The 24440-nt window shown below is 40.4% G+C and carries 22 protein-coding genes; 7 read left to right on the forward strand and 15 right to left on the reverse strand.

All coding sequences use genetic code 11. The annotated features are described in order from the left end of the window. The first annotated feature begins 1 nt into the window (after position 1). On the forward strand, positions 2-292 hold the full coding sequence (locus EHS15_RS04930) for a Cys-rich protein (RefSeq protein ID WP_167884158.1): 291 nt from the start codon (positions 2-4) through the stop codon (positions 290-292). Positions 293-455: 163 nt separating this feature from the next. Here the strand turns inward: EHS15_RS04930 and EHS15_RS04935 are convergent, their stop codons facing one another. The 3 genes from EHS15_RS04935 to EHS15_RS04945 all read right to left on the reverse strand — a co-directional run bounded on the left by EHS15_RS04935 (position 456) and on the right by EHS15_RS04945 (position 5123). After that, positions 456-1316, reverse strand: a complete 861-nt coding sequence (locus tag EHS15_RS04935; protein ID WP_135759441.1) for an ankyrin repeat domain-containing protein — start codon at positions 1314-1316, stop codon at positions 456-458. 122 nt (positions 1317-1438) lie between these two features. After that, positions 1439-2266: a hypothetical protein gene (locus EHS15_RS04940; protein ID WP_135759442.1), complete on the reverse strand. Its 828-nt coding sequence runs from the start codon at positions 2264-2266 to the stop codon at positions 1439-1441. A 76-nt stretch (positions 2267-2342) separates the two neighbouring features. Further along, positions 2343-5123 (reverse strand): chromosome segregation SMC family protein, encoded by a 2781-nt coding sequence (locus EHS15_RS04945; RefSeq protein WP_135759443.1) that lies wholly within the window; start codon positions 5121-5123, stop codon positions 2343-2345. Positions 5124-5201: 78 nt separating this feature from the next. On the opposite strand from EHS15_RS04945, the gene EHS15_RS04950 reads away from it, so the two are divergent. Continuing rightward, the gene (locus EHS15_RS04950; RefSeq protein WP_135759444.1) at positions 5202-7061 is read left to right on the forward strand and encodes a motility associated factor glycosyltransferase family protein; all 1860 of its coding nucleotides are present in this window, start codon (positions 5202-5204) and stop codon (positions 7059-7061) included. Here EHS15_RS04950 and EHS15_RS04955 read toward each other — a convergent pair. From EHS15_RS04955 to EHS15_RS04975, 5 genes are read right to left on the reverse strand one after another with little or no spacing between them, the layout of a single operon-like run. Then, entirely contained in the window at positions 7025-7654 is a 630-nt protein-coding gene (locus tag EHS15_RS04955; protein ID WP_135759445.1) for a hypothetical protein, read from the reverse strand. The two genes, EHS15_RS04950 and EHS15_RS04955, sit on opposite strands and share 37 nt — an antisense overlap. Continuing rightward, complete coding sequence (gene plsY, locus EHS15_RS04960) at positions 7644-8276, reverse strand: glycerol-3-phosphate 1-O-acyltransferase PlsY (protein WP_135759446.1); 633 nt, start codon at positions 8274-8276, stop codon at positions 7644-7646. Before plsY ends, EHS15_RS04955 begins: the two co-directional genes overlap by 11 nt. Next, a complete protein-coding gene (gene der, locus EHS15_RS04965) occupies positions 8273-9628 on the reverse strand; it encodes a ribosome biogenesis GTPase Der (RefSeq protein ID WP_135759447.1) in 1356 nt (451 codons plus the stop codon). The genes plsY and der overlap by 4 nt, the downstream gene beginning before the upstream one ends. Continuing rightward, positions 9625-10113, reverse strand: coding sequence for an SsrA-binding protein (gene smpB / locus EHS15_RS04970; RefSeq protein WP_135759448.1), 489 nt, complete (start codon positions 10111-10113; stop codon positions 9625-9627). Before smpB ends, der begins: the two co-directional genes overlap by 4 nt. Before the next feature lie 7 nt (positions 10114-10120). Further along, positions 10121-13138 (reverse strand): AAA family ATPase, encoded by a 3018-nt coding sequence (locus EHS15_RS04975; protein WP_135759449.1) that lies wholly within the window; start codon positions 13136-13138, stop codon positions 10121-10123. Between the two features lie 84 nt (positions 13139-13222). Here EHS15_RS04975 and EHS15_RS04980 point away from each other — a divergent pair, with 84 nt between their 5' ends. Genes EHS15_RS04980 through pdxH form a run of 3 tightly spaced genes read left to right on the forward strand, consistent with a single transcriptional unit; the run spans position 13223 to position 15775 of the window. Beyond that, the gene (locus EHS15_RS04980) at positions 13223-14320 is read left to right on the forward strand and encodes a pyridoxal phosphate-dependent aminotransferase (RefSeq protein ID WP_210416296.1); all 1098 of its coding nucleotides are present in this window, start codon (positions 13223-13225) and stop codon (positions 14318-14320) included. A 2-nt stretch (positions 14321-14322) separates the two neighbouring features. Further along, positions 14323-15141, forward strand: coding sequence for a prepilin peptidase (locus tag EHS15_RS04985; protein WP_135759451.1), 819 nt, complete (start codon positions 14323-14325; stop codon positions 15139-15141). Then, entirely contained in the window at positions 15128-15775 is a 648-nt protein-coding gene (pdxH, locus tag EHS15_RS04990; RefSeq protein WP_246051902.1) for a pyridoxamine 5'-phosphate oxidase, read from the forward strand. Before EHS15_RS04985 ends, pdxH begins: the two co-directional genes overlap by 14 nt. An 8-nt stretch (positions 15776-15783) precedes the next feature. Here the strand turns inward: pdxH and EHS15_RS04995 are convergent, their stop codons facing one another. Continuing rightward, the gene (locus tag EHS15_RS04995; protein ID WP_135759452.1) at positions 15784-16992 is read right to left on the reverse strand and encodes a bifunctional 3,4-dihydroxy-2-butanone-4-phosphate synthase/GTP cyclohydrolase II; all 1209 of its coding nucleotides are present in this window, start codon (positions 16990-16992) and stop codon (positions 15784-15786) included. Positions 16993-17112: 120 nt separating this feature from the next. Between EHS15_RS04995 and EHS15_RS05000 the strand changes: the two genes are divergently transcribed. Beyond that, entirely contained in the window at positions 17113-17490 is a 378-nt protein-coding gene (locus EHS15_RS05000) for an STAS domain-containing protein (RefSeq protein WP_135759453.1), read from the forward strand. Here the strand turns inward: EHS15_RS05000 and EHS15_RS05005 are convergent. Further along, a complete protein-coding gene (locus EHS15_RS05005; RefSeq protein ID WP_135759454.1) occupies positions 17473-18084 on the reverse strand; it encodes a riboflavin synthase in 612 nt (203 codons plus the stop codon). The two genes, EHS15_RS05000 and EHS15_RS05005, sit on opposite strands and share 18 nt — an antisense overlap. Before the next feature lie 231 nt (positions 18085-18315). Here EHS15_RS05005 and EHS15_RS05010 point away from each other — a divergent pair, with 231 nt between their 5' ends. Beyond that, the gene (locus EHS15_RS05010) at positions 18316-19293 is read left to right on the forward strand and encodes a D-2-hydroxyacid dehydrogenase (RefSeq protein ID WP_135759455.1); all 978 of its coding nucleotides are present in this window, start codon (positions 18316-18318) and stop codon (positions 19291-19293) included. Here EHS15_RS05010 and EHS15_RS05015 read toward each other — a convergent pair. The 5 genes from EHS15_RS05015 to yajC are packed head-to-tail and all read right to left on the reverse strand — an operon-like array spanning position 19276 to position 24438. Further along, positions 19276-20553, reverse strand: coding sequence for a bifunctional diaminohydroxyphosphoribosylaminopyrimidine deaminase/5-amino-6-(5-phosphoribosylamino)uracil reductase RibD (locus tag EHS15_RS05015; protein WP_135759456.1), 1278 nt, complete (start codon positions 20551-20553; stop codon positions 19276-19278). The genes EHS15_RS05010 and EHS15_RS05015 overlap by 18 nt on opposite strands. 7 nt (positions 20554-20560) lie before the next feature. Further along, a complete protein-coding gene (gene secF / locus EHS15_RS05020; protein ID WP_135759457.1) occupies positions 20561-21502 on the reverse strand; it encodes a protein translocase subunit SecF in 942 nt (313 codons plus the stop codon). Continuing rightward, positions 21495-23429, reverse strand: coding sequence for a protein translocase subunit SecD (gene secD, locus EHS15_RS05025; protein ID WP_135759458.1), 1935 nt, complete (start codon positions 23427-23429; stop codon positions 21495-21497). Before secD ends, secF begins: the two co-directional genes overlap by 8 nt. A 20-nt stretch (positions 23430-23449) precedes the next feature. Next, positions 23450-24112, reverse strand: coding sequence for an SRP-less Sec system protein (locus EHS15_RS05030; protein ID WP_135759459.1), 663 nt, complete (start codon positions 24110-24112; stop codon positions 23450-23452). Between the two features lie 5 nt (positions 24113-24117). Beyond that, positions 24118-24438 (reverse strand): preprotein translocase subunit YajC, encoded by a 321-nt coding sequence (gene yajC / locus EHS15_RS05035; RefSeq protein ID WP_135759460.1) that lies wholly within the window; start codon positions 24436-24438, stop codon positions 24118-24120. Between the last annotated feature and the right edge of the window lie 2 nt (positions 24439-24440).

The following is a 24440-nucleotide window of genomic DNA, read 5'->3' on the forward strand; positions in this document are numbered from 1 at the left end:
TATGAAAAAAACGATTTGTCTGGTTTCTGCGAGCCTATCATTATTCCTAGGCTTGAGTCTCAATGCGGCAGATTTCCCAAAATGCAAAGAAGCTTGTGAAAAGTATTACAACTGCTCCATCCAAGTTCATCCTACTGCAACGGAAGATCAAAAACAAATGCTTAAAAAAGGTTGCGATTTCAATTGCAACAAACCCAAGTTCTACAACCAAATCGCAGGCTGCTTGACTTCCTCCGGAAATACATGCCAATCCTTCAGTGCCTGCATCATGAAACAAATGGGCGGCAAATAAAGACCGTCTTTCTTTGTTTTCTTAAATCACAAACAAACTAAACACAATATTTGAATCTTCCCTTCTAAAAGAAGGGAAGATGAATCTAGTATAGATCGGGCCCAATTAAGGGTCTGATAGATGCTTTGTTGATAGGAAAAGATAAATTTAAAATAACTAGGATTTAGTCTTTTGCACCTAAAGATTCTAGTTTTGTTATCAAACTAAATAACTTTCTTTTCTTTGCAATACTGAGGGCCGAATCACCAAAATTGTTTCTATCGTTAATATTCGCGCCAGCATTAACCAACAAATCAACTATTACTAAATGATTTTCACTTGGGTAAGACGCATCAGACGGAGCTAAAATTACACTGTATCCTTTATAATCTTTGATATTTACATCGGCTTTAAATTTCAATAATAGAGTGACGGTTTCGATATGTCCATTTGATGCAGCGTGCATTATGGGAGTAATGTTTAGATTGTCAGCTAAATTCGGATTTGCGCCATTGATCAGTAATTCTTCAATGATTTTAGAATAGCCTCTAATCGCAGCATGCATCAAAGGAGTACCTTTATGTTTCGTAAGGTGGTTTATATTCATTCCTCTTTCGATCAGAAACTTCAATGCATCCAAATTACCAATTTCTGCCGCTAGAATTAATGCATTTCCTCCATTTGGAGTTTCAGCTGAAATATCGGCTCCATTTTCTAATAAAAGTTTCATAACCTTTGGATTTGAATATACGGAAAAAATAAAAGGAGTAAATCCTCTGGAGTCGACTGAATTAATATCCGCTTTTAAGGACAGCAGCTTGTTGATACAATGAAGATTACCGATTTTCGCAAAATAGGAAATGATTGGAATTCCACTATCAACTTTAACATTGATTTTAGAATTATCTTGAAATAAGACTTCCGAGTTAGTTGAATTACAAGATTTTAGATATTCGAACTCTTGAAATTCTTTGTTTTTCCTATTTGCTGTGCTACAACTTAACATTAATAACACTATTACAATTATATTTTTACTGTGTCTCATATTTTCTCCTTAGTGTGTATAAACTTGCTTACCGAAGTTAGCTAGACTGACACGTTGTACGGTTACAAAAGGAATGACATTAGAAACTAAAACCAAAGCAGTAGCTATGCAATACTCTTTGATTATTTAAATTTTCCTTTTAAAATATCATTCTTTATGTTTTCTATATCTTTATCAGTATAAGAATGAAAGGAATTAAAAATAGATAAAGATAAAATTCCATGTGAGCCCTGTCTTGCGTTCAAGATTTCTAATTTGTTCAAACTTGGTAATAATTTCTTAAACCTATAATCACCTAGAGCTTCGATAAAATTATCGATTGCGTCATTATTTTTTCTAAAATTTGGGAGATTGTCTAAAAATAGTAAAAGATCCTCATTTTCATCCGAAAGATTTGGTAGTAAATTTTTACTTTCTTTATAGAAATTAGAAATATTTTTAAAATATGGATTCTGATTTATAACTAGTGAAAGCTGATTCCTTATCAAATTTTCAAAGTCGCGATAATTATCGTATTCAAAGAAAATTCCCTGCTTTTTAATTATTTCTTTAAACGTCTTTAAATTTGAATATTGGTCATTGTTAATTCTTTCCGGTTTTATCTCTGCATTGGAAAAATATACCATTGCAGGTTTCCCTAGCTCAATATGTTTTGTGATTTCTTCAACAGTTCCACTTTCATACGTTTCCGTTGGGCTACCAAGTCTTGTCCAAAAAATAGCGATTAGCAAATCTGCTTTTTCTAGTATTTGATCATTTATTTCATTCTGAGGTCCTTGAGCTAAATTAGCATAAACATTTTTCTCCCATCTTAAAGACTTTAGAATCAAGTTATATAAGTTTGAATTTGCAATATTCCACTCGTCTATGATTTCATTTACTATTTGTCTTTCTTTAATAACATCGGAAGGGGAAGCAATGAATACTTCGATAACTGTAGCGTTAAACAAAATCAGCTCACCATCAAATCTAAAAATATTACAGAACTACTTCTTATCGAAAAAAGAAAAACTCCACAAAACCGAACTAATCGTTCGTTCCCGTTTTAGGAAGATTCTTCGAAAAGACTTTAGCTTCATCCAAACGGAGAGAAACGATCTTAGAAATTCCAGGCTCTTCATTGGTCACCCCGAAGATTGCATTTGCTCGGGAGATGGTAGACTGTGCGTGAGATACCACAATGAATTGAGTTTTATCTTTGAATCGATCCAAAATTTGGCAGAATCTTAACTTGTTGGCTTCGTCCAGAGCAGCATCGATCTCATCCAAAAAGCAGAACGGGCTGGGTTTCACCATGTAAATTGCAAATAACAATGCAATGGCGGTAAGAGACTTTTCTCCTCCGGATAAAAGCCTCAGGTTCTGAACATGTTTTCCGGGAGGCTCTGCCATAATTTCCACTCCCGAATTGAGAGAATCTTCTTTTTCGGTGAGTTCTAAAGTAGCCCTTCCTCCGTTGAATAACGTGGAGAAGGTTTCCTGAAAATTGGCTTTGATCTTTTCGAATGTTTCTTGGAAAAGTTTTTCCGATTGTTCGTTGATTCGTTTTAAAACATCTTCTATATCTTTTTTGGAACTTTCGATATCTTCTTTTTGTTTGAGATTGTGTTCGTAAACTTCTTTGATGTTTCTATATTCCTCAATCGCCAAAGGATTGATGGAACCCAAAAGTTGAATCTCGGACTTGGCGGATCTCAATCTTTTTTCTTCCGATTTCTGATCCAATACCAACTCTCTTTTCTCAACTTCCAATTCGGAATCTGTCAAGGAAAAGTCGTTATAAAGTTCTTCGATCAAAGAGTCGATTTGCACTTTCAAAGCGGAAGAAGTTCTTTCTTTCTCGGACAACAAAGGAAGAAGTGTTTGGAACACTTCCTGATTTTTGGAGATATTTGCCTTAAGATTTTGAATATCATCCAACAAAGACTGCAGAGTCTCTTTTTCAGATTCCAAAATTTTACTCATGGAAAGAAATTCTTGATAAGCATCTTCGATTTCTTTTTCCAAACTGATCACTTCTTTTTCCAAGAATTCTCTTTTCTCTCGGATGGAAGCCTCTTGTTCTTTGGTTGCGGAAATTCTTTTTTGAATTTCGACGATTCTTTCCTCCAAACCAAGCAATTGTTTGGTTTGGTTTTCCATTCTACCTTGGGATTCCAAAAGTTTCTTTTCTAAGTCTACAATGATATTTCTAGTATCTTCCCATTCGTTTCGAAATACTAAAATCTGCGCTTGGCTTTCTCGAATGTTTCTAGTTAGATTTTCGTTCTCCAAAAGGAGATCTTCGATCTCCTGATCCACTAACTCTTTTTTGGAAAGAACCCCGTCTTTGTCGAAAAGCAGATTCCTAAAGCTGTCTTCTTTCTCCAAAAATTGACTGAGTTTGTTTTTATAATCCAAAAGATCGAGTTTGGAAAGTTCATTTTGCAGATCGGAATACTGACCGCCGCTCAGATAAGAAAGAGAAGTTTCCAAGTTCATTTGAAAGCCGTCTAACTTAGACAAAAGCACAGCCTTATCATCGTTCCGTCTGTCTTCGCTTTCTCTGGATTCCTTTTTTTTGTTCTCCAATTCCAAAATCAAATCTTGAATGATTAATTTCTGTTTTTCTCTTAAAGAGATATGTCTTTTTTCGTTTTCCCCGATGCGAGTCTCTTTTCTAGTGATGGACTCTTCTTCCGATTTGATTTGGGATTCTAAAGTGAGCTTATGATTTTCCAGTTTTTGAATTTCTGAAGCCAGATTGGATTGAATCTCTTTCTGACGCTCATTCTCCAACTCAATGTTCTTTTTCTCCACTTCCAAACGGATCGTGGACTGAGTCTCTTCATCTAATAAAGATACGATTTCGGAAATACGCACATCGTATTCGGAGATAAAGGTTTTGTTTTTAGAGATTTTTTCCTTTTGGATTTGGGTTTTGGAAAGATGATCGAAAAGTTTTTTGTCGATTTCCGCAATTTCCTTCTCTTTAGTTTCCTTTACCTTCTCTTTTTCGCTGATTAAGTTCGTTTCGTCCTGAATTTGGGACAAAATGTTCTTATTTTTGTCCCGGATGTCCTGGAGTTCTTCGTCGGATTTTTTCATCCTTTTTTTGAAATCGGTCAATTTCAGATAACGAAGATTTTTATCAGACTCATCTAACTCTTGTTTTAATTTAAAATAAGTTTCTGCTTTTTCGGATTGTTTTTCCTTAATCTCCATCTCGCCCAACATCGCTCTCATGATGTCTTGGATGCGGAGAAGGTTTTGATTGGTATCGTCAAGTTTTTTGGTGGCTTCTTTACGATCCAATTTGAATCGAGAAACTCCCGCCGCTTCTTCAAAAATGGCACGTCTCTCTTCCGGTTTGGAATTGAGGATTTGATCCACTCTTCCTTGCTCTAAAATGGAATAACTGGATTTACCGATTCCGGTATCCAATAATGTTTTTTCTATATCCTTACGTGCGGATCGAACATCGTTTAGATAGTATTCGTTTTCTCCGTCCGGATACAGTCTTCTTGTGATTTTAACGGAAGGGAAATCGACAGAGAAATAATGATCGTGATTATCGAATAAAATAGATACTTCGGAAAAACCTGCAGCTCGCCTACTCTCTGTTCCGTGGAAGATGACGTCGTCCATCTTCTCTCCCCGAAGTCCCTTGGCACTTTTTTCGCCGAAAACCCATTTTACGGAATCGACTATATTTGACTTACCGGAACCATTGGGACCTACTACGGCAGTGAAGCCTGGGTCGAAAGCGATTTCCGTTTCGTCTGCAAAGGTTTTAAATCCAACAATATTTAGGCTTTTTAGATGCATATATGTTTGCCTTATCATTCCCTCTTGTTTCCCGGTTGACATTCCAGGGAGACATAAGAAAAAACTTTAGATAGTATTATGTCCCAAAATATGGATACCATTTCCAGTGAAATTTTTGAAAGAAAGCCGTACTTGCGAAATTATTTCCAAAAATGGGATTCGGCAAACTTATGGGACATAATTCCTGCGAAAGACCCTGGACAGTATTATGTCTCATATAACGGCAAAGCGCTCTCCTCTCAATTTTCCCCGGACAAACAAGCAGAAAGGCAGTTAGAATCACATAACTTAAAAGATACGGATGTGGTAATTCTATTCGGATTAGGAAATCCTCATTTGATCAGAAGAATCAACCAAAAACTAAGACCGGGGCAAATCTTCGTAATATTAGGTGAAGATCCTTGCCAAGTTCCCCTTCTCTGGGAGGCGGCACTCAAAGAAACCATGCAGGTTCCAGGAAGACATGTGTTTTCCGGAGAAACATTTTTTCCTGTTGGTATGAACTATTTGGAATCTCTCCCCGTAGATAGAATCAGCGGAGTAAAAATCATTCGTAACCAAATGGATGTTACAAGAGAAAGTTTTTATACGGAAGCGGAGGCGAGAATCCAATCCGTTTTCTCAGCAAAGATGAGCGATCTACTCACCAAGTTCGAATTCGAAAGACTATGGGTCAAAAATTCCATCTGGAATTTGGTTCAGGTTTCCAACACTCCCCCTTTTCGATTTCAAATTTCAGAATTAAAAGATCAGTTCTCCGGTTTATCCGCCATACTTGTGTCTGCCGGCCCCAGTCTCCGTAAAAACCTCAAGTATCTCCACCTAATTAGAGATAAAGTATTCGTATTATCCTGCGACACCTCTCTTAAAGTGCTTCTCAAAGAAGGAATCATCCCCGACGGAGTGGTCACTTTGGATGCACAGACAAATTCATTTTTTCATTTTATGGGAGAGGATCTACATCCCATTCCCTTATTTGCCGATTTAGTGAGTTCTCCCACACTTCTACGAGAGCCGATGTTTCGTTCCGTCATCCATTCCGTTACCGCCAAATTCCAAGTAGATGCGGAAGGAAGTCTCATCAGAGAAGTGACCGCAGGAGGAGAATTGGCAAACTCCATCTTCAAGGATTTGGGAGACATCCAATCGGGAGGAAGTGTAGCTACCACAGCGTTCGATATGCTTCGTTTTATGGGCTTCACCGACCTTTATTTTATCGGTCAAGATCTAGCTTACTCAGGAAGAGAGATCCATTCCACAGGCACCCATCACAACGAAAAATGGCTCACTCAAGTAAATCGAAAACAAAGTTTGGAAAGAATCAACGAAGTCATCATTCGAAAGAGAGAAACGAAAGAAGTTCCTTCCTGCGGCGGGGGAACTGTCCTTACCGATTATGTTTTGGAACTCTACAGACATTGGTTCGAAGAGTCGGCACGCACTGTGGACCTAAAGCTCACAAACCTCAATGAAGACGGAGCCCTCATCGAAGGGTTTCAGAATTCATCTCCCGAACAAGGGATCAAAGACCTTCTGACGCGGCCAGACCACAACTATCCTTGGAGAAAATTTCCTGCATGGAAATTGGCTTTGGAAGGAAAAGAACCTAAACCCTCCTCCGAATCCCAATCGGAAAAATCGAAAGCATTGTTTTTGGAAATCAAAACAGATCTCAGATTCGTGGAAGAAGAAGTAGGAAAATGGGAAAAGGAGAACCTAAACGCTGTGGATTTACAATCTTCTCCCGTTTGGGAATGGTTAAAAAACCAAACCTATCTAAGGCGGATGGTTCGCAAAACAGAGATTTATCTGGTGAGACACAAAGAATTGGGTTTGGATCGAAAAAATAAAATTCTGATGCAGTCGATCCGAAAGGAATTGAGATATTTGAAAAAGAGCCTTTATCCTATGAGTGAAATGTTTTCCTCAAAAGGATGAAACACTGCATCGTCGATAAATTCAGGAAAATAATCAAAAAATAATTTCTGAGACACCACCCTGTAGTAAAAAGGATTCTTCTCATTGAACGCATCCGTAAAGGAAAGTTCGGGCAGTTGATGAAAATTGATCCTCTCTTCGAAATTGATAAAGTCCCTTCTAGTTAGATCGGGACGAAGTTCGATGATCACATCCTTCATCATATTCCAATCCAATTTGAATGTCATCCTCACTCCTCTGAAGGCGGGAGATCGTTCCACCAAATTGACCAATCTTTTCACTGGACAATCTTTTTTGTAATAAGGAGTAACATAGACCTTGATGAATCGTGCGGATAATCCTAGAGGCTCCCAGATCTGCTCCGGTGCTTTTTCCAAAGAAGATTCTTGTTTGATTTCGGAAAGAATGACATGTAATTCGGGGATTTGTTTTTTTCCCGCAAGAAGAGTGTTGTATTCTTCCACTCCGAACTCTCCGAAATAAAGCCATTTGTAGTAGTCTTGAATTTCAGCTTCAGGATGTTCTTCTACGAACTTAGTGATTAAAAAAAGTTTTTCCTTATGAGAAAGGGAAGGTTCTTTTTCAATTTGCATCTTTCACTGCCTTAAGTTCTTTACCGATTAACATACGTTTAATGTTTTCCCTGTGAGAGAAGGTAATCAGAAAAAAAGTGCAGATAAGTACAAGAAAAACCAAAGGAGAGTATTCCGCTTCGGGAAGATATTTGGACATACTCCAGTACCAAACAGGCATGGACAATGTTCCTAATATGGAACCCAAAGAAACGAAACCACTGAGCTTATAAACTAGAAAGAAAATGACTACGGCACATAAGGTCACCATCGGCACCAAACTCAAATAAACGCCGAGTGCTGTGGCAACTCCCTTGCCTCCCTTAAAATGAAGAAAAGGAGTGAATGTATGACCTAGGATCGCAATGGAACCGAGTAGAATTTGGATGGTAATGAGAGAAAAAGAATCTTGAGTGGAGGCAACGTAACCTGCAAGTGCTACGGGGATGGCACCTTTGAGAGCATCCAGAAAAAGAGCGATGATGCCGTATTTCCAGCCGATCACTCGGCCCACATTGGTGGCTCCAATGTTTTTACTTCCGTGTTCTCTCAGATCAATTCCTTTGATCTTTTTAGCGAGAATGTAACCTACTGGGATTCCACCAAATAGGTAACTGGCAAGAATAGAGGCGGCAAGAATCATTCCCTGCTCTCCTTAGTGTTGTCTTTTCTGTTTCGAAGTTCGATCTCGACGGATAAACCTTCTAGCCCGAACTCGCTCACTATACTCTTTCGGTAGAAAGATAAAATATTCGACGGAAAGAGTTTAGAATCGTTAACAAAAAATAAAATTTTAAAAGGGCTCTGAGAGACCTGAGTGGCATAAAATACCTTCGGAGGTCGATTCGACGCCTTCTGTACCTTATTTTTCCCTCCCCATTTCCCGAGCCAGTCATTTAGCGCCCTTGTAGTCAGCTTTTTCTGGGACTTTTCATAGAGTTCGACACACAATTCCAGGAGTTTATGAGTTCTGAGTTTTTCCGTAGCGGAAAGGGAAATCACAGGGCGTTCCTTTAAAATGGAAAGACGAGCCTCCAAACGATCCTGGTATTTTTTCCAAGAATTGGTTTCCTTATCCTGAACAGCATCCCATTTGTTCACCGCCAAAATCATCGGTTTTCCCATCTCTTGGATTTCTCCGAAGATCTTTTTATCGAATTCTCCCAAACCTTTCAATGCATCAATGAGAAGGATCACTACGTCCGCCTGCCCCAAAGCGAATAGAGTTCTTTTGTAGGAATAAAACTCCAAACTCTCTCCCGTTTTGGATTGGCGACGGATCCCTGCGGTATCTATGATCTCGATTTTTTTTTCGTGAAACATAAACTGGCTGTGAACAGAATCCCTTGTGGTACCTGCCACTTCACTCACAACCGCCCTTTTAAAACCCAAAAAGGTATTGAGAAGACTGGACTTTCCCGAATTCGGTTTTCCAATGATAGCGATTTTACAGAAAGGGTCTTCCGGTTTCTTTTTAGCAGCAGGAAGCAGGAAATTGATTTTATCGAATAACAAAGAAAAGTTTCTTCTGCCTGTGGCGGAAATGGGAACAATTTCGTTCAAACCCAGCTGATAGAATGGCTCCAGATCGTATTCGTCCTGATCGGTATCTACTTTGTTTACTATGGAAAGAACCGGAATTTCAGAAAGGGTCTCGTCTTTTTTCAAAAGGTCGATGAGTTTGTGGTCATAAGGACGAAGATCCTTATGATCCATGATATGCAAAATCAAATCGGAATTTCTAAGATGTTCGAATGCGATCTCTATGATTTCCTTGGAAATCTCATCCAAACTTTCTATATCCAAACCAGGAGTATCGCAAAGATAAAAAGGAATTTTAAACTCCTCTCTTTCCACTAACTTCTGCAATACGTCTCTAGTCACCCCGGGAACGTTTTGAGTGATGGCACTTTGCGCTTTTAAAAAGGCGTTGAATAATGTGGATTTTCCCACGTTCTGTCTACCGACAATGGTTACTACGGGGAGTCCTTTCATCTACGAAGCCTTTCCTTGACCGCTCTCTCTATTTCTATCTTAGCTTCTTTCTTCTGGATATCGTCTCGTTTATCGTAAAGTTTTTTCGGTTTTCCCAAAGCAACATCGATCTTCACCAAACGATTGTTCTTAAAAAAGCAGCGGGTGGCGACAAGCACCAAACCCTTTTCTTTGATGGATCTTTCTATTTTTTCTATTTCTTTCGCCTTTAGCAAAAGTTTACGAGGTCTGATTTCCGGATGATTCGCATAACCACCGTTCTTGTAAGGAGGGATTTGGAAGTTTTCCAAAAAGACCTCTCCGTTTCTAACCTTCGCAAAACAATCCGTAAGATTCCCTTTTTTTTCTCTCAGAGATTTCACTTCCGAGCCGGTAAGAACGATCCCTGCCTCATACGAATCGAGTAGTTCGAAGTTAAACTTCGCCTTTTTATTGATTAAAGGATCGGTCGACCTCGGTTTATCGTCTTTTGCAGTTTTACCCATGGGAATCTCAGGTTCTTAAGGAGTGGTGGACTTGGATGAGCCTTGCAATCTCGGTCCCGATCAAATTGGGCATAGAGAAAAAATTATCCGAGGTAATTTGCAAGGAATCATGAAACACATGTTCCGCAATATAACGGGGACCAAGTCCCACCCCTAAAAATACATAATTTTTTTCCTGGTTTTTTAGTACAGCTTCTTTCAGTTTTTTTGTCTCGAAAGAAGCGATTTCATCTTCCATATGAAGCTTGGCTCTTTGGCCTCTAAAGTCGGAAAGAATGACTAAAATTCTGGTTTGCGCATCAGGAGAAAAGTATCTCTCGCAATTCGACAAAACCTGGTATTCCGGGATGGAATCCCCATGCCAGTTTTTAGATAATGCGGAAAACAACTCTATTTCCTTTTCCTCGGTAAAGTCTTCTTCCGCCTTTTTTAGGTTATAGATATCGATCGTATTTTTCGTATTTTTGATATCGCAGAAAGTATGCACACTGGAAGGTATATCATGTTCGTTTAAGATATGAAGACCTACTAGCAAAGCAGACATAATCGCCACAGAATATTCGAAATTGAAGACACGTCTGCATTTGGACACGAGAAAAGATACTTCCACTCCTTTCAGTTTCTCTTCGTTTTTTTCAATGGTGGTTTTATCGAAGATTTTAGTGTCTCCCCTTCCGCTCTTATAGGATATATATTTCCTAGCGTCCACTCTGGATCCTTCATTTCTATACATTCTATGAATGTCGATTTCAGGATCGAATAACTGTTCTAAGTTGAGCTCTACTTCTTCCAGTTCCTTTCCGAATACTTTTTTGAATTCGTCCAGACTCACCATTATGGAATAATCCCATAACAATCTTCTTTTTTTAAGGAATTGTTTGTATAATTCTTCCGTACGGTAGCCCCATCCGCCACCGCCTCCGCCGGGTTCCCCTTGTCCGTTGTTTCCTTGGGTTTCGGAACCGTACCAAGCATCAGCTCCCTCTTTGACCTGTCCGCCGGTTTCGGGGGTATTGATTTCAATCCCCCGCTTCATTTCGTTTCCCGAATTGAGTTTTTTGGCTTCTCCGGTAAAAGGATCCCTTTGATGAAGTTCGGGATCCCACCAGATTTTCTTTTCGAGACTACTCTCTACCGTAAAAGTTTTTTTTTTCTCTTCGATTTCATCGAAGAGTTCAGAAACGACTTCCACACCAGAAAGATAACCATCTAACAATCGCTCAAGCTCTTTTCTCTCCTTGGGATCGGAGATTTGGTTGATGTAATAGATACATCCTCCTCTGTAAGCGACTCCTCTTACGTCCTTTTCGTTGTAACGATAAATATGATTTTTCCATTTCAAAAGATTGGAAACTCCGAAACGATACGGTTGGAGATTGGCGGATCCGATGGATCTTTTTTCCGCAAGTTCCTTTACCTTAGTATGGAAACGAGCCATAGCACGAGGAAGAACACCTTCCGGAAGATAGAATTCCAGCAGTTCTTCCATCACCTTCGGATCTTCCAATTCAGGAAAGATAACAGGAGTAAAACGATTTCGGAAGGCTCTCGAGATCGTAGATACGGATTTGGAATGGCGGAAAGTTTTTAATCCGAAAACGATGGAGGTTTCCTTCAAGGAGATAGGAACAGCTTCTCCCGATTCGGGAGGAAGAGCCAAAGAACGAGCGTCGTCCGTAAGCATATTCATTTTTTCGACAAGCTCCGCGCCTGCGGATTCCAAACCGGAAATAAGAATGATTTGCCCGGAACGAATGGCACGAGTGAGAGGCCCGTCCACCCAATCCACGCTTTCTATCTTTCCGTCTTTAGTAGGCTTCAAGGCACCTACCACATCGGAAGTATGCATCCCTTTCGAAAGCATAACGGATTCGATCGGCACTCCCGTTAGCTCGGTAAATAGAGGTAAAAATTCTTGAGGGTCCTGGTCTTCTCTAAATTCGACTAAAATATTTTCTTTGCATTGAATCGCTGTTAATATCTGATCCAAAAAACCTAGTATAGGTTCCGGTGTAGGATAAGAAGATAAAATACCTAATGTCTTTTTTTCATCCCAGGTTTTGATTTCTTTATCGTTCCAGAAGATATGTCCGCCTTGTACATATCCTTTCATGGATTTGCCTTTGACAACACCGCCAAACTCTGTTTCAATGAGATCGGATTGGGATTTTCTATCCTCCTCTTTTCGGAAAGGTTCCTGGAAAAGATACAATGCTTCTCTGATCGCGACCGAAGTATCGGATTTTCCGAACTGCAAAACACGGTTGCAGTATTTTTGAAGAGTTCTCAAATTAAAGTGGTATTTTTCCAAATCCCCTTTTCCGATCTCTCCGCTTTTGATTTTATTTTCCGATGCAAGGGTAACTCTGATGATCTTTTGAAGAACGTCTTCTCCCAAACTAGGGTAAAGTTTTTTCAAAATATAAAACATCTCGTCCGGAGAATAAGGATCCACATAAACGACTGCAAAATGTTTGGTGATGTCGAAAGGAAGAGGTTTACGTCCCTCAAAACCTTCGCTAGGGTTTTGAGTTCCTATAAACCAAAACCCTGTTTTGGATTTGACTCTTTCGCCGCTCCCTTCCAAAAGATCGAGATAATTCGATTCATAAACGGAGGAAAATCGTTTGATGATATTGGGAGCACAAAGGTTCATTTCATCCGCAACGAAACTGAGTCCTCCCTCCAATGCATTGGTCAAAGGACCGTTCGACCAGGTAAAACCTTTTCCATCCAATAAGATTCTGTACGAACCGATTAGATCTTCCGGTAAGGTATCTTCATTAAAACTGAACCTTAGAGTGGGTTGATTTCTTCTGGAATTGATATAATAGATGAGGGCGTTTTTTCCCACTCCCGCATCTCCTACGAGAAGGACGGGAATCCCTTCCAACATTGGGTAGAGGATTTTCTGCAGAGTGCTCTGGACAGAATCGGTTTCTACAAGACTGGAAGGAAAAACGGGAAAGGAGGACTTGTTCGGAAGAACAGGAACTTTGACGGAAGCGATCGTTACAAATTCCATATATTTCCTTCAGGTTTCCTGTGTTTTCCAGGTTGTAAACCAAATTCTATTGACCCCAAGGCCTCCCATTTTTCAATTCAAAGTATGGAATTTGCATTGAGAATGAATGGGATCGACTCCTCTCCCATCAGAAAAGCCTTTGAACTCGCCAGAAGCATCGAGAATCCGATCAATTTAAGCATCGGACAGCCCCATTTCCCTTGTCCACCTAATATTATCGAGGCGATGAACCAGGCTGCCAAAGACGGAAAAACCGCCTATACATTGACGGGAGGAATTCCTGAGCTGAAAGAAGCGATGGCAAAAAAATACATTTCGGGAAACGGTATTTCATACGCACACCCGGATCGTATCCTCTCCACTTCCGGTATCTCTTCCGCATTATTTCTGCTTTTTAACGCACTCGTAAATCCGGGTGACGAATGTTTGGTGGTATCCCCCTACTTTCTGATGTATCCTGCCATGCTGAAATTTTACGGAGCGAAACTTCTAACCGTAGACGAATCCTTCGGACCTGCGGATTTGGAAAAATTCAAAACGAACAAAATCAAACTCATTATCTTTTCGAATCCTTCTAATCCGACAGGGAAAGTTCTTTCCAAAGAACAGCTTCATGCTTTGGCAAATTTGGCGGAAGCAACCGGTGCATTTTTGATCTCTGACGAAATTTACGAACTATTCGACTACGACAAAAAATTCTATTCCATCGGGAAAGATTACGAAAAAACGATCACCCTCACCGGCTTTTCCAAAACCTATAATATGACAGGCCTTAGGCTTGCCACGATTCTCGCAGAGAAAGAAGTCATTCAAGCGCTCACCACCTTACAGCAATACACTGTGGTCTGTGCTCCTTCCATAACTCAATGGGCGGGAATAGAAGCTTTGAAAACCGATATGAGTTCCTACATCCAGGACTACAAAGAAAAAAGGGATTTCGTTTACGACTCTCTGAAAGATCACTATAGTTTGGAAAAATCGGGAGGAGCTTTTTATTTCTTTCTAAAGATTCCCATCCAAGATGAAGAGTTCATCAAAAAAGCAGTCGAGAAAAAATTAATTTTAGTTCCCGGTTATATCTTCTGCGAAAGTAAAAACTTCGTAAGACTTTCCTTCGCAACGGAATGGGACAATCTAAAAAGAGGAATGACCGCTTTACAAGAGCTAGCTTCCAGGCTCTAAGAATGCTGATTCTCCTTTATTCCCTGCAATTCGTATTCGGAGCCTCTCTCGGTAGTTTTTATATCACGACTGCAGAGAGGATTCTTCTTTATTTTTACGGTAAAAAAAGAAAAGAAGGAAGTTTCGGGAATAGGATGTTTTCCCTTCTCATCAAACCGAGTCATTGCAATCATTGCGAAGAAAAAATTCCTTCCTATCTCCTTCTTCCTGTCGTAGGTTTTTTCTTAAGCAAAGGAAAATGTTTTCATTGCAAAACAAAACTCCCTTGGATTTATCCAGGCTCAGAATTTCTTTTCGGTGCCATCACTGTTCTTTCCTTTTATGCGACAGATTCAGTAGCATTCTCCGTTTTTTTCACATTCTTTTTGGGGCATCTCATCATCTCCATCCAAACGGATGCAAACTATTTCTCGTTAGATTATGAGAATCTTCCTTTCCTACTGATCTTCGGAAGCCTCTCCAATTATTTCATTACGGAAACACTTCCCGGATGGGAAGATCTTTATGTGCTGATCGGATTTGCAGCATTTTATTTTTTATTGTACAAACTAGTCAAACAAGGGATGGGACTTGCGGACGTGATTTTCGCTCCCGCATTCGCATTCATAGCGGGCCACCCCTTTTGGATTTTGTTTTTGAATTCATCTTATGTTTTGGCAACCGTCGTAACGATCCTTTCCCGTAAAAAAGGAGAAAGCCTAAGAGGGAAGATGATTCCTATGGGAGTCTATTTTTCGTTGGGAATCTTTTTCACTTTTATGGCGAAAGTATTGTATTACAGACTGGGAATCGAGGGGGTATTTTCCGATGACATCGAATGAAGATATGCAGGATATGCGTAAATCTTATGAAAAGTTCACTCTTTCCGAAGAGGATGCGGGGAATGATCCTATTTCCTTTTTCCACCGCTGGTTCGAAATCGCCAAACAAGAAAATGTGGAAGAACCGAATGCGATGCATTTGGCAACAGTAAACAAAGAAGGACAGCCCTCAGGAAGAGTCGTACTTTTGAAATCCGTCGTGGATGGAAATTTTTTATTTTTTACAAATTACGATTCCAGAAAGGGGAAAAATCTTTCCGGGAATCCGAAAGCATCCCTCACCTTCTTCTGGGCCTCTTTAGAAAGACAAGTTCGCATCGAAGGAACGGTTTCTCCGGTTTCCAGGCAAGACTCTATCGATTATTTTTCCAAAAGACCTAGAGTATCTCAATTAGGCGCTTATATATCCAATCAAAGCGAGATCGTCCCTAATAGAGAATATTTGGAATCTTTGTATCGAAAATACGATCAAGAATTCGAAGGAAAAGAAATCCCCACTCCTGAAAATTGGGGAGGATATTCCTTAGAACCTAATTTGATCGAATTTTGGCAGGGGAGAAAAGGAAGGCTTCACGACCGCATTCAATTTGTTTTGCGAGAAGGAAGATGGAAGAGAGACAGGCTCTCTCCCTAGTCTAAAAACTAACCGTGCAGATTCAGTAAATGGCCCAGTTTGGTCTTTTTGGTCTGCAAATAACGGACGTTTTCCTCTACAGGATCGATTTCAATCGGAACCCTTTCCGTTACATGAAGGTTGTATCCTTCCAAGCCTACGATCTTTCTAGGATTGTTCGTAATGAGTTTCATTTGGTTCACCCCTATATCCCTTAAAATCTGCGCTCCGATTCCGTAGTCTCTTAGATCGGGAGCAAACCCTAGTTTTTCGTTCGCTTCCACAGTATCCAAGCCGGTTTCCTGTAAGGAGTATGCTTTCAATTTATTGATGATTCCGATCCCTCTTCCTTCCTGTCTCATATAAAGAAGAACCCCTCTTCCTTCCTTTTCGATCATCTTAAGAGCACTGTGTAGCTGAGGGCCGCAGTCACATCTTTGAGAAAGGAAAATATCTCCCGTTAAACACTCGCTATGTACTCTTACCAAAACGGGAGAGGTGCTGTCGATTTCCCCTTTGATCAAAGCTACGTGGATTTTATCGTCGATTTGAGTGGAATAGGCTTTGATTTTGAAATCGCCGTATTCGGTAGGAAGGTTTGCTTCCGCTTCCAGATGGATGAGTTTTTCTTTCGTCCTTCTGTAACGAATGAGATCCTCAATGGTATATATATTCAAATTATGTTGTTTGGCGAATTTTTCCAGATCAGGAAGACGAGCCATTGTACCGTCATCGTTCATGATTTCACAGATCACTCCACTGGGATAAAGGCCCGCCAGTTTGGAAAGATCGACAGCCGCTTCGGTATGCCCTGCTCTTCTTAAAACTCCGCCGGAAACCGCTTGTAAGGGAAATAGATGGCCTGGTTTCACTAAATCGGAAGAAGAACTTTTATCATCTAACAATACTTCCACTGTCTTGGCTCGGTCCAATGCGGAAATCCCAGTAGAAGTACCATACTTCGCATCCACGGAAACGGTAAATGCGGTTCCATGTTTGTCTCCCAAAGTATGATCGTCCACCATCTTGCCTAGACCCAGCTTTCTCAGGCGATCCGCTTCCATCGGAATACAGATAAGTCCTCTGCCGAAAGTCGCCATAAAGTTAATTTTATCTTTATCTGCAAATTGAGAGGCAACCAGCAGATCTCCTTCGTTTTCACGGTCTTCCGAATCGACCAAAATGATCATTTTTCCTTGGCGGATTTCTTCGATTGCTTCTTCAATGGGACGGATCATGCGTAAATGCCCTCTATATACTAAGACTGAAAAAAGCCCCCGGATTAAAAGTAGAAACTAGAAGAAAGTCATTGATTTTTATGTCAGTTTTTGCGTAAGATTGTCAAATCAGGAGGCGAGATGGAACTCAAGCTAAACACGGCGGGAAAGGTAAAATCGATAGAAATCGCAGGGAAATTCGATATCGAATCCACTGAAGAATTTGAGTCCATTTTTTCCAAAGTGATTGAACCGAATCCTCCTTTAGTCGCCATTGAAATGAGCCGCCTCGATTATATCGATTCCTCCGGAATCGGTTCTCTTATCAAAAGCCTGAACGTTCTCAAAAACAAAAAAGGCAAACTGATTCTAGTAGGAATGAAACCTATGATTCAGAATGTTTTTAAATTAGCAAAATTAGATATGTTTTTTGAAATTTTGAGCAATGTCGATTTCAAAAACAAATACGTAGACGAAGACGACGATTCTGATATAGACGATCTACTTAGAAAATCGTAATTCTAAAAAGTTTTCGATGTACTTTGCAAGTATATCGACCTCCAAATTAACAACCGTTCCTTGATGCCATCTGTCCGCATTCGTTTTGCGGATCGTCTCAGGAATCAATATCAACTGAAATAAATTCTCATTCACATCGACTATCGTTAGGCTGATCCCATCGACGGTGATGCTTCCCTTTTTAACTAAGTATTTAGAAAGTTCGGCAGGAGCTTCGATCCAAAATTCTTCCACGGAATTCACCTCGATCGTTTTGCGAGATACGACTTTCCCTACCCCATCCACATGACCTTGGACCATATGTCCGCCGTATCTTTGCCCTTGAGACATCGCTCTTTCCAAATTGACGAACTCGCCTTCCTTTAAGAGAGAAAGGTTTGTAAGCTCCAAGGATTTGAAAGAAGTATAAAAATCGAAATGATTGCCTTTGTTTTCCAAACGAGTGACGGTCATGCAAGCGCCATTGATGGAAACGGAATCTCCTATTTTCAGATCCGGATTTTCCCAAACGGCTTCCATTTGAAACTCAATTCCGGAGTCGATCGCCTTCGTTTTTAAAACTTTACCTTGGGTCTCAATGATGCCTGTGAACATAACACTTCCAGAATGAAACAAGGGAGGGAAACGTCAATGAAATGTGGGAGGGTCTGGTCTCCCCGCCCTGATATCAGGGTGGGGTTATCCACCCGCCGCCCAATGCTTTCCCTTTACCACGAACCGATTGATGCTGCACCCGTTTTCTCGATTTCATCGTTTTTTTTTAATTTCTTTTCACCTTTTTGTCGTATCTGAACTCCCTATGATAAAAATGGAAGTGAGTCTTCTATGAAACCTCTCAAAATTTTCTGCGATGTAAAACTGTCTTCCGATGATCAATTGGAATTTTTGAAACAATCAGTATCTCCTCATGAGATTTTATTACCGGAAAATCCTGCAGCATCCGTTCTTTCCCCAGGAGTATTCGATCCTAAATTCAAACAAGCGGACATCGCATTCGGACAACCAGGATTGGAATCAATCCTAAGTTCAGAAAATTTAAAATGGATTCAACTTACATCTGCTAGTTTTACCAGATACGATACGGAAGAATTCAGAAAAACCGCTTCGGAGAAAAATCTAAAAATAACAAACAGTTCCACTGTGTATGCGGAACCTTGCGCAGAACATGTTTTCGCATTTATGCTGGCGGACTCCATCCGGCTTCCTTTTTCTTTAAAAACAAGAATTACCAGTTCTTCTCAAAACTGGGCGGATCTTCGTAAATCGAACCGATTACTTCGCAACCAAACCGTCTTAATTCTGGGATTCGGAGCGATCGCATTGCACCTAATCGATTTATTAAAACCGTTTTCCATGAATATCATAGGAATGAGAAGAAACCCGAAAGGAAAAGAAACGGTTCCCATCATCACAAAAAAAGATCTTCCGCAAACCTTGGGAAAGGCGGATCACGTCATCAATATCCTACCGGATAACGAGGAATCGACGCAATTCTTCGATGAAAAAATGTTCTCCTACTTCAAACAAGATTCCGTTTTTTATAATATAGGCAGAGGAACTACGGTGAACCAGGAAGCGCTTTATCGTGTTTTAAAATCGGGGAAACTGAGAGGAGCATGGTTGGATGTAACCGATCCAGAACCGCTTCCTCCAGGCCATCCCCTTTTCGATTTGGAAAATTGTTATATCACACCCCATACTGCGGGAGGTTTTTCCGAAGAGAAAGAATCTCTCATCCGACATTTTTTGAAGAACCTAGAAAGATATGTGCAAGAAAAGGATTTATTAGACAGAGTTCTTTAGAGAAACGAAATTGTTCAACTGCCAAGTATCTTCATTTAATTTATATTTTGCGGTCTCTTTCCCTTCTTTCCAACCAGGGAACAACTTTCCTTCTTTCCAAAGAGATTCTTGTCTGCTGCCGGTAACGGTTAAAATACAATCCTCTTCCATGAGATGATTGCGGACAAAATGAAACAAAAAAGAGCCTGCTTCTAAAAGAACTGTATTGATCCCTTTCGAAGAGAGAGAACGTAAAAACAAATCTCCTTGAGAAGGGAAAAAATCCTCCACAGGGAAATCACTGAGAAGGGAAAGATCCGTATCGGAAATCTCTTTTTCCAAGAAAACGGAAGAACCTTCTTTACGAATGCGAAAGAACAAACACAACTTTTTACCGTACATTTCGTTCAGTCGAATCTGTTTGTCGATAAAACTGCGGCTAAAGACCTGCCCCTCTCCGTAAACAAACACACGATAAGGCTGATAAGAAACAATATCCTCCTTATGTTTTTCGAAAATCTCCTTTTCTAGCGAAATCTCGAATAAGGATTTTAGAAATCCTTTGCCTGGGGAAAAAAAGGAGGACGCCTCATCGGAAACAAGTGAGACAGGATTTCCTTTTTCGGCAAAAGAACTTTCTGAAATTCTAAAATCCAAAGAAGGCTCATCAACAGTGATCGTTTTCGGGCCTACAACGACCGCATCAAACTTGGCTCGTAGTATCTGTAAATAATACTCGCTCTCTTTCGAACTGACTGGCGCCCTTCTTTCCTCTGAAGGAGAATACTCTCCTCTTTCATTGACCGCAGATTTGATCCATACCCAAGGCCGATCGTATCGGATTCTTTGGAAAAAACCGAACAGAAAAGGAATCGATACTCGAGCTAAATTGGGATCTAAGGATACGGTAATTCCCTCTTTTCGATAAACATCCCAATCCCCGGAATGAACCAAAGGATTCGGATCTTTCCATCCTATTTGCAGTTGTTGCGGCTTTTGCGATAAAACCAAATCCCTGCAAGGTGGTGTTTTTCCCTGATGAGTGCAAGGTTCCAAGCTAACAAATAATTGATGATAGGAAGGTAAATCTGCGGCATGCAGATAGGCTTCCCTTTCCGCATGATTTTTACCTGTTATTTGAGTGTTTCCTCGGGAAAGAATTTTACCTTCGGATGAGGTGATACAGGCGGCAACGGGAGGATTCGGAGAAGTCCTCCCCATCGCAGAAAAAGACAGAGATCTTAGTTCTTCATAAATGGATCTAAGATTCTCCTGTCTCACTAGAACTTTAGGCTAACTTTCTTCGCCTTCTGATATTGTCGTAAATTTCAGAGATAGGTGCGGCGATGAATATGGAGGAATATGTTCCGATCACAACTCCGAAAATCAATACGAAAGCGAAATCATACAATTCCACCGCTCCACCGATGATGATGGCAACAAGAGAGATCAGAGTCGTAAGAGAAGTATTGATGGTTCTTCCCAAAGTTTGAGAAATAGAAACATTGATAATATTAGAAAGTGCTAAATTCTCTTTCCCGTGTGCATTTTCACGGATTCTATCGAATACCACGATCTTATCATTGATGGAATAACCGAGCAAGGTAAGAAGTGCGGCAATCAAAGGAACACTCGGTTTGATCTGTAAAAAACCGATCATTGCCAAAGTGAACAGAATGTCGTGAATGAGAGCAATCGCAGAGGCCAAAGCGAATTTGAATTGGGAACGATAACTTAAGTAAACCAGGATGATTCCTAGAGTAGTCAAAAGCAAAGTGATCCCTGTGGAAGTTAATTCCCCTCCCACTACGGCTCCTACTTGATCCGCCGATAGAACCTTTTCTTTAGGAAGTTGAAATTCCCTTCTTAGAATTTGAACAAACTTATCGATAGAAGAAGTTCCTTGGTCTCTTTCTGCTTCAGGAATCGCTTGAAACATCTCTTCCACTTTAGGAATGGAATCCAACCCGATATCAATCTGATAGATGTTTTTATCTTTCTCCAAAAGAATGATGACAGGATCGATTTCCGTTTTCTTAAAGAAAGTTTCCAAGTCGGCTCTCGTTTTTCCGATTGGAAGCTCCACTACAGAACGAAGCCCTCCGTCAAAATCCAAAGAATGAGCAAAACCTCCGTGTTGTGTGAAAGTAAGCACAAACCCAAATAAGATGGTCAAAAAAGAAAAAGATAGAGTGAAATATTTATATTTCGTAAAATTTAAATTAAACATGAGTTGTCTCCTTTTTACCGAAGAAGAACGGCCTTAAATTCAAATGTTTGATACCGACTCTGTTCACCAAAAGTTCGACAAACAAACGGGAAAGGAAAAGGGAAGTGAATAAAGTCGTTACGATACCCCAACAAAGAGTGATTGCAAAACCTTTGATAGGCCCATTTCCTAAACGAATCATCAAAATCCCAGCAATGAGGGTGGTTACGTTCGCGTCCATAATGGTCCAGAATGCGTTTTCAAAACCTTGAGTCACCGCAATGGTAAGAGGACGCCCTGCGTCGATTTCTTCACGAATTCTTTCGTAAATCAAAACGTTCGCATCGACCGCCATACCCATTGTGAGGATGAGACCTGCAAAACCGGGAAGAGTCAAAGTGAAGTCCATCAAAGACAACAAAGCGGCAAGGATGATTACGTTTACAAGAAGGGAAATATCCGCAATCAATCCACCTAATCGATAGTAGAGGATCATATAGATCATCACAAGAAAGAAACCGATGACAACGGCACGAATCCCCACTTCGATAGATTCGATCCCCAAAGTAGGTCCGATGAATCTCATTTCCAAAACGGACAAAGGAATAGGAAGAGCTCCTTCTGAAATCACATTAGCCAAACGAATGGCTTCTTCTTGCGTAAAGGAACCTGAAATTTCCGCACGTCCTCCTGCAATCGGATCATTGATAACAGGATTAGAAACTACCTTATCTCCCCAAACAATCGCTAAATTTCTTCCTCTGTTTTCAGAAGTCAGATCGAAGAATTTTTCAGCTCCGTTCGGAGTCAAAGTGAAACTCACCATCCATCCGTAACTATTGGAATTGAAAGAAGGTTGTGCATTCGTCATATCATTTCCGGAAAGGGAAATTTTACGTTCTAAAACGACGAAACTACGAGGAAGAAGGGCCGACTTTGCAGCTGTTCCTCTTTTCCAAAGAGCAAAAATTTTGTATTCAGGAGGGATGGAATATTTTTTCTCCAAAGACTCTAAGAACTGGTCTTGGATCTTTTTCCCCATTTTATTCTTAACGATTTCTTGAAACTTAAATATGTCGGTTTCTTCTCTTTGGTTGAGATCCATCAGTTTTCTTTCGTTGTCATCGAGTCTAGATCTTAAAACAAAAGGACTTGGTTCTTCGATGCGGTATTCTACAGTCTCAGTATTTTGAAGCACTTCCAAAATCGCAGTGGAGTTTGTCACTCCAGGAAGAGAAACTTCAATGGCATCTTGTTCTTTCTGGATTCTCACCTGAGGCTCTGTTAGATTTTGACTGGTGAGGCGATTGTCGATGATCATCTTCGCCTTTTCCAATTCCACGATTTTTCTCATAGGAGAGAGTTCGAAGTTGGATTCGATTTCTGCCAACTTGTCCGCAGCCTTCTTCTTATCTTCTTCCTTTTTGGAAGGATCCGCTAAAATAGCTTTTTGTTCTGCGATCTCTTTGGAAAAAATATCTCTGAGTTTTTTTGAGTAATCGTCGAAGTCACCCTTCAAAACGACTCTCATCCCTCCCTGCAAATCGAGTCCCAATTTAATGGAAAGCGACTTTCCTCCCCGAATGAGTTCTTCGATCCAAGTGGCTTCCAATTTATTCTTAGATTCCACCACCAAACCTTGGTTCTCTTGAGAGATTTGATTGATCTTTGCTGAGGTGATGAATCTTCCGTTCACTTTGTAAACAGAGGACTCTTTAGGAGGTAAACCAGAATTAGGTTCTATCGTCCATTTGGAAGAGGCATTATAATCGGACTTCCATCTTTCGAAAAATTCGGAAGCCAGTTTATTTTGAGATTCCGCATCCAGATTGTAAACTTCCGGCTGCACAGAAATGTTCAAAGTTCTTTCCGCAAAATTGGGATAGAGGATGGTAAAAGACACGGCGATAATCAACGCCGGAAATAAAAGTAAACTGTACGATCGCAAACAATATGCTCCTAAATGTTTTATCTTCTGTAGGGACGGCTGCCGGAACTGGACTTGGTCATTCGCAATCGATAGAAGGCAAATAACACAATCACACCCAGAATCAACATAGCTTTTTTATATTTATCAAAAAATTCGGAAAAACTGAATAGAGGTTTGCTGGGAACGGTCGTTGCAATGCCTGCGGAAGTACCGACTTTGCCGTCTTCAACGCTCACCTTTCCGATGGAAACATCCCCACCAAACCCAGGTAAACCGACAGGCTCGACAGCTACTTGCGGATCCAGCCAAAGACCGGCCACAGTAGTTTCCTCTTCCACAACCGCTTGATTTTCCACAGGAACTTTCGGCTCAGGAGCGGTTATAGGATTAGAAATCGTATTTACAGTTGTCACCGTTGCAGGAGTAACGGAAGGATTCGTAACGCCTGTTCCGTTTTGATTCACAAGTGCACTTGCGTTTTTCTTCTTCGACTTTCTTTTCTTAGTCGAGGTAGTCACCTGTTGCTGATTAGACTTCTTACCGACAACAGGAGTTGTTTCCTCTTTCGGTTTAGTCGTGGTCGCAGGAGTCGTAGTTTTCGGTTTTTCGTTGACCTTGTCTAAAAAATCTAGTGAATCCTGTGCCCATACCTGCCCGGAAAAAGAAAGTATAAGTGCAAGAATGAGGAAGGATTGCTTCATAATGATTATTTCTTCTTTAAGATGGCGCTAGTTTCGAAAGTAACGTTCGTGTTAGCACCGATGCTTAGTACCACAGTTTCGTTGTTATCTTTGAATTCCACAACCTTGCCGTGAAGTCCGCTGTTTGTTACTACTGAGTCGCCTTTTTGCAGATTGGTGATCATTTCTTTTCTCTTTTTCTCTTCTCTTTTGTTAGGAAGGATCACAAGAAAGTACATAGCTACTAGGATGATCGGAATAAAAAGAAACGTTTGAAGAGGAGAGCCTGCTTCGTTCTCTTGAGCGAGTATAAGGAGGGAGGAGGTAATGTTTTGAAGTGTATACATAG

It is taken from the genome of Leptospira idonii, from assembly GCF_004770995.1.
GTDB classification, from domain to species: domain Bacteria; phylum Spirochaetota; class Leptospiria; order Leptospirales; family Leptospiraceae; genus Leptospira_A; species Leptospira_A idonii.